This is a genomic window from Nocardia sp. NPDC060220, assembly GCF_042727815.1.
GTDB lineage: Bacteria > Actinomycetota > Actinomycetes > Mycobacteriales > Mycobacteriaceae > Nocardia.
This window is the reverse complement of record NZ_JBHWZY010000435.1, coordinates 1-5,754: the sequence shown is the minus strand read 5'-3', so window position 1 is coordinate 5,754 and position 5,754 is coordinate 1. Positions and strand designations below refer to the sequence as shown.

4 protein-coding genes and 1 pseudogene are annotated in these 5,754 nt (G+C 66.7%); 1 reads left to right on the top strand and 4 read right to left on the bottom strand.

All coding sequences use genetic code 11. From position 1 onward, the window contains the following. From ACFWF3_RS21720 to ACFWF3_RS21705, 4 genes and pseudogenes are all read right to left on the bottom strand, one after another. A pseudogene (locus ACFWF3_RS21720) lies at nucleotides 1-367 on the bottom strand (hypothetical protein); the annotation flags it as partial. Between the two features lie 559 nt (nucleotides 368-926). Next, nucleotides 927-1,457 (bottom strand): hypothetical protein, encoded by a 531-nt coding sequence (locus tag ACFWF3_RS21715; protein WP_379315044.1) that lies wholly within the window; start codon nucleotides 1,455-1,457, stop codon nucleotides 927-929. Between the two features lie 494 nt (nucleotides 1,458-1,951). Continuing rightward, nucleotides 1,952-2,821 (bottom strand): MaoC family dehydratase, encoded by an 870-nt coding sequence (locus tag ACFWF3_RS21710; RefSeq protein WP_379315043.1) that lies wholly within the window; start codon nucleotides 2,819-2,821, stop codon nucleotides 1,952-1,954. Further along, complete coding sequence (locus ACFWF3_RS21705) at nucleotides 2,821-4,176, bottom strand: 3-oxoacyl-ACP reductase (RefSeq protein ID WP_378989186.1); 1,356 nt, start codon at nucleotides 4,174-4,176, stop codon at nucleotides 2,821-2,823. The genes ACFWF3_RS21710 and ACFWF3_RS21705 overlap by 1 nt, the downstream gene beginning before the upstream one ends. Before the next feature lie 206 nt (nucleotides 4,177-4,382). On the opposite strand from ACFWF3_RS21705, the gene ACFWF3_RS21700 reads away from it, so the two are divergent. Further along, nucleotides 4,383-5,720 carry an acetyl-CoA C-acetyltransferase gene (locus ACFWF3_RS21700; protein WP_379315042.1) on the top strand — a complete coding sequence of 446 codons (1,338 nt, stop codon included), beginning with the start codon at nucleotides 4,383-4,385 and terminating at the stop codon, nucleotides 5,718-5,720. Nucleotides 5,721-5,754: the final 34 nt, after the last annotated feature.

The window sequence follows — 5,754 nt, the reverse complement described above, 5'->3', positions numbered from 1 at the left end:
TGTCCGCCGGGTCCTCAGCCGCTGCCGAGCCGCTGGTGAGCGCCTTCAGGATCGCGGCCAGACTGTCGGCCGAACCGGTCGAGGCGTCGTCGCCCGTGCCGCCGGTGCCGGGTTCGGTCTCGTCGGCGACCTCGGTGCCGGTCTCGGTGTCCGCCGGGTCCTCCGCCGCCGACGAGCCGCTGGTGAGCGCCTTCAGGATCGCCGCCAGGCTGCCGGCCGAACCGGTGGTGGCCTCCTCGCCCGTGCCGCCGGTGCCGGGTTCGGTGACAACCGGCGGGACCTCGTCCGCGGTGGCGATGCCCGTGCCGAACACGGCCATCCCGGCGGCGATGACGATGCCGAAGCCGAGCGTGCGAATCTTCTTCATGAAATGAAACCCCTTGGTATTAACCATGATTGCCGACTTTGTTGCCGACTGAAAGTTTCTAACACGGTCGGCGGCGGCTCCCTAGCCCGCGACATTCGGGGCATTCGCCGAACCATTGCTGTGCATTTGCCCGTTGAGTGCCTGACGGCAGAACTCGTTTCGGGGATCTCATATCGATTGCTCGAAGACCGCCGTTCGGCACAACGATCGGGAGCTCGAACAAGATCATTACCGCTGGACGATCGATCAATCACACGAACCGCGGCAAGATCCCCGCAGCGAGGGATCGAGGCAGAGCATCACGCTTGTGCCGAACCTTGCTGTATACCCAGTTACTGATCGGCTTAGTCCATGATTGATATCACCATGAAAACCTGTAACGAGTTCCGGTGTGTAACCGATTGGGCGGCAGCCATATTCATGTTTTCCCGCCGTGCGCTGCGCTTACCGGAATATGTGCTGTCAGTTTTCTGCCAGATAGCTGTTTGCTCAGGGCCGCATGCCTTTTCGGGTATGCGGCCCCGACACGTGCGATATCGACCGGGATGGACCGGTCGCGCTACGACGGGCAGTTGACCGTGTACTCCCACTGGGTGTCATTCGGGCCTGTGACCCGAACGCTCACCGTCGAGGACGACCCCGCGGGCAACGAAACGACCCGAGATCCGGTGCCCTGGTTGGCATTGTCGCCGACGTAGCCGGTGTCGAGCACCTGCCCGCCCTCGTAGAAGACCTGAATGCGGTCGGGAATGTTGAGGGTTTCGTAGGTCAGGACGAACGAGGTCGGTCCGGTGACGCCGAGCTGATGCGTCGTGTTGGTGACGCCGGCCCCGCCGGACTTGGTCGAGCGGTTGCACGGCTGCACGCTCTCGGACGACCCACCGCTCGAGCTACCGCCGAGGATTCCACTGCCGGTATCGAGCAGATCCCCCAGAATCCCGCTGCCCGTGTCGATTACCCCGCTTCCGGTCTCGCCGCTTCCGGTGTCCGCGCCTGCCGCCGCGCCGGCGCTCGCGACCAGCGACAGCGCCGCCCCCACGAGAGCAACCGCGCGCAGAATCCCCCGATTCGAATGACTGATCTTGTTCACAACGCTTCCTCCACAACACTTCTCGCCACGGATCTGGATCAGGTGAACCCGCCGACGCGACCGAACGATCGCTGGGCAAGAGAAGTTCTACACGCGTTTCAGAGGAACCGGAATGCTCGAAATTCGGCCACCACGGTGTTCAGATGCCGAATAGTTGCCCGGTGGCGCGAGCCCGCGGTATTGACAGCCGGGCAACACTACAAAGTCAGCCCTCCGCGCCTCGGGCAATTTCTTAGCACGCAGAAGAAAACACCGGACGGTAGACCAAAATGGGCGCCAGAATTCCTTATGGCAACTTCATAGCGAATCGTTTTATGTCGATGAGTAAAGTCACAGCAATTGCCCGTAACGACACCTATCGGGATGACGATCGGCGAGATCCTCGAAAGCGTAAGGCCCCGAACACAATCCGTCGTGACGACCGATTCACCGTGCCCTGAAACCAGTAAGGGCCGCACACCCCCCTGGAGTGTGCGGCCCTTGCCGGTGGAGACTCAGCGCAAGGTTGCGGTGAGGTGTGGGTACCCCTTCTTGGGATGCAGGATGGAGAGATCCCAGCCGGATCCGACCTGGTCGGCGTAGATGTTCACCGAGGACGGAAGGAAGATCGGCTTGCCGAACTTGACCGCGTAAGTGGCCTTTTCGGGGACGCGGCCCTCGATGGTGCTGAGGATCGCTGCCGCCGACCACATGCCGTGGGCGATGGTCTGCGGGAAACCCATTGCCTTCGCGCCGATCCCGGAGACGTGGATCGGATTGTGGTCGCCGGACGCGGCGGCGTAGCGGTTGATCATCTTCTGATCCACGCGCTGCACGCGCAACGGGGGCGGGGGCACCTCATCGGCGGGGGGCGCCGACTTGGGACCGCCCGAGAGCGACGTGCGCTGCTGGTGCAGGAAGGTGGTCACCTGCCGCCAGACGAGTTCACGACCGACGCTGATCTCCGTGATCGCGTCCACCAGAAGACCTTTCGGGTGTTCGCGGAGGTTCTCGATATGGGTGGAGAAATCGAGGGGCTCGGCGACCGAGATCTCGCGGGTGCGTTCGATGACGTTCTCGAAGTGCACCGCACCGACCGCGCTGAACGGGAAATCCCGTGCGACGACGAGTTGCATCGCCAGCGGGAAGCTGAGGATGAACGGGTACGTCAGCGGCAAGGTGTCGCTGAAACGCAGGCCGGTGGCATGACAGTACGCGGCGAGATGGTCGGGGTCGACCCGCACGCCCTCGAGGACTACTCGACGGTCGGGCAGGGTGGGCTTGCGCGCCGACAGCGGAGCGGGCAGCGGGATGGCCCCCAGCGCCGCCTTGGCGTACAGGCCGCCGTTCTTGGGAACCTCGGTGAGGGTGATCGTCTGAGTCATCAGGCGCCGATCAGGCTCTGACCGCAGACGCGAACCACGTTGCCGCTCACCGCGTTCGACGCGGGGCTCGCGAAGTAGGCGATGGTCTCGGCGACGTCGACGGTCTGGCCACCCTGCAGCAGCGAGCTCATCAGGCGACCGGCCTCGCGGGTGCCGACGGGGATGGCGGCGGTCATCGCGGTCTCGATGAAGCCGGGTGCCACCGCGTTGATGGTGATGCCCTTCTCGGCCAGCAGCGGGGACTCGGCGTCGACCATGCCGATGACGCCCGCCTTGGACGCGCCGTAGTTGGTCTGGCCGCGGTTGCCCGCGATGCCCGCGATGGAGGACACGTCGATCACGCGCCCGCCTTCCTTGAGCACACCCTTGGCGACGAGGCCGGAGGTGATGCGGTGCGGGGCAGCGAGGTTGACATTGATCACCGAGCTCCAGCGGCCCTCGTCCATGTTGGCGAGCAGCTTGTCGCGGGTGATGCCGGCGTTGTGGACGACGATGTCGATGCCGCCGAAACGCTCGGTGGCGAAGTCGGCCAGCCGCTCGGCGGCGTCGGGCGCGGTGACGTCGAGGGCCAGCGCGGTGGCGCCGATCTTGTTCGCGGTGTCGGACAGCGCCTCGCCCGCGGCGGGGATGTCGGCGACGATCACGGTGGCGCCGTCACGGGCGAACACCTCGGCGATGGTGGCGCCGATACCGCGCGCGGCACCGGTCACGACGGCGACCTTGCCCGCGAGCGGCTTGTCCCACGACGCCGGGGCGACCGAGTCGGCGGAACCGACCCGGATGACCTGACCGTCGACGAAGGCCGACTTACCGGAGAGCAGGAAGCGCAGAGTCGACTCGAGGCCGGTCGCGGATGCGCCCGCTTCGGGGTGCACGTAGACGAGCTGGCCGGTCGCGCCGCGCAGCAGCTCCTTGGCGACCGAACGGGTGAAGCCCTCGAGCGCGCGCTGGGCGATCTGCTCGTCGACCGAGCCGACCAGTTCGGGGGTGGTGCCCAGAACCACGACACGGCCCGACGGCGCGAGGCTGCGCATGGCCGGCTGGAAGAACTCGAACAGCTGCGCGAGCTTGTCGATCGAATCGATGCCGGTGGCGTCGAAGACCAGCGCGCCGTACTTGGTGCCCGATTCGAGCGAGTCCGCGACGGTGTAGTCCGACAGCAGCGCGCGGACCGGCTCGGCCAGGCGACCCTTGCCGCCGAGCAGCACCGGGCCGGGCAGCGCGGGCTCGCCCGCCTTGTAGCGGCGCAGTTCGGCCGGCTGCGGGAGGCCCAGCTTGCTCGCGAGGAACGCGCCGGGGGCGGAGTGGATGAAAGATCCGTAGAGGTTCGGTGCACCCTTGCTCTTGGCTGCCACTGTTCCTACCTTCTCTGTGCTCGACGAGTGTGGTGACCGTGCTCCGCCCAGTGTCCCCCGTGTGAGCGCACACTTGCGGGTACGGTGTCGACAACGAACTTACTCCGGAGTAAGTTTAATGTAAACCGATACGACGCCGCGACCGCACGGGGGCCGATTCCAGCGGCCGGCGTTACCCGGAACCGACGAGACCATGGAGAACTCGAGTGACAAGCAAAGCCCGCTCGGCGACGGCCAAGGCCGCAGCTAAGCCTGCCAAGGCCGCGAAGACCCAGCGCCCGATTGCCATCGTTGGCGGCAACCGCATCCCGTTCGCGCGCTCCGACAAGGCCTACGCCAAGGCGTCCAATCAGGACATGTTCACCGCCGCCCTCGATGGGCTGGTCAGCCGGTTCGGTCTGCAGGGCGAGCGCCTGGGCATGGTCGTCGGCGGCGCTGTGCTCAAGAAGGTCGGCGAGCACAGCCTGATCCGCGAGAGCGTGCTCGGCTCGAAGCTCTCGCCCTACACCCCGGCCCACGACCTGCAGCTCGCCTGTGGCACCGGCCTGCAGTCGATCGTCACCGTCGGTGACGCGATCGCGCTGGGTCGTATCGAGTCCGGCATCGGCGGCGGCGCCGACACCACCTCCGACGCGCCGATCGGCGTGAGCGAGGACATGCGCGAGTGGATGCTCACCGCCAACCGCGCCCGGACCACCAAGGACAAGGTCAAGCTGGTCGGCCAGCTGCGCCCCTCGATGCTGGGCATCGAGATCCCCAAGAACGCCGAGCCGCGCACCGGTCTGTCGATGGGTGAGCACGCCGCCATCACCGCGAAGGAATTCGGCGTCGCCCGCGAAGCGCAGGACGAGCTGGCCTACCTCTCGCACAAGAACATGGCGGCCGCCTACGACCGTGGCTTCTTCGACGACCTGATCACCCCGTTCCTCGGCCTGACCCGCGACGACAACCTGCGTCCCGGCTCCACCGTGGAGAAGCTGTCGACCCTGAAGCCGGTGTTCGGCGTCAAGGCGGGCGACGCCACCATGACCGCGGGCAACTCGACCCCGCTCACCGACGGCGCGTCCGCGGTGCTGCTGTCCACCGACGAGTGGGCGGCCGAGCGCAACCTGCCGGTGCTGGCCCACCTGGTCGACTCCGAGGTCGCCGCGGTGGACTACATCCACGGCCCCGACGGCCTGCTGATGGCGCCCACCTACGCGGTCGCGCGCCTGCTGGCCCGCAACGGCCTGACCCTGCAGGACTTCGACTACTACGAGATCCACGAGGCCTTCGCCTCCGTGGTGCTGGCCACCCTGGCCGCGTGGGAGTCCGACGCCTACTGCAAGGAGCGCCTCGGCCTCGACGGCGCGCTGGGCTCGATCGACCGTAGCAAGCTCAACGTCAACGGCTCCTCGCTCGCCGCGGGCCACCCGTTCGCCGCGACCGGCGGCCGCATCGTCGCCTCGACCGCGAAGATGCTGGCGGAGAAGGGGTCCGGCCGCGCGCTGGTCTCCATCTGCGCCGCGGGCGGCCAGGGTGTGGTGGCGATCATCGAGCGCTAGTCCGCGCTGATCACGCACAGAAACGGCGGGTGTG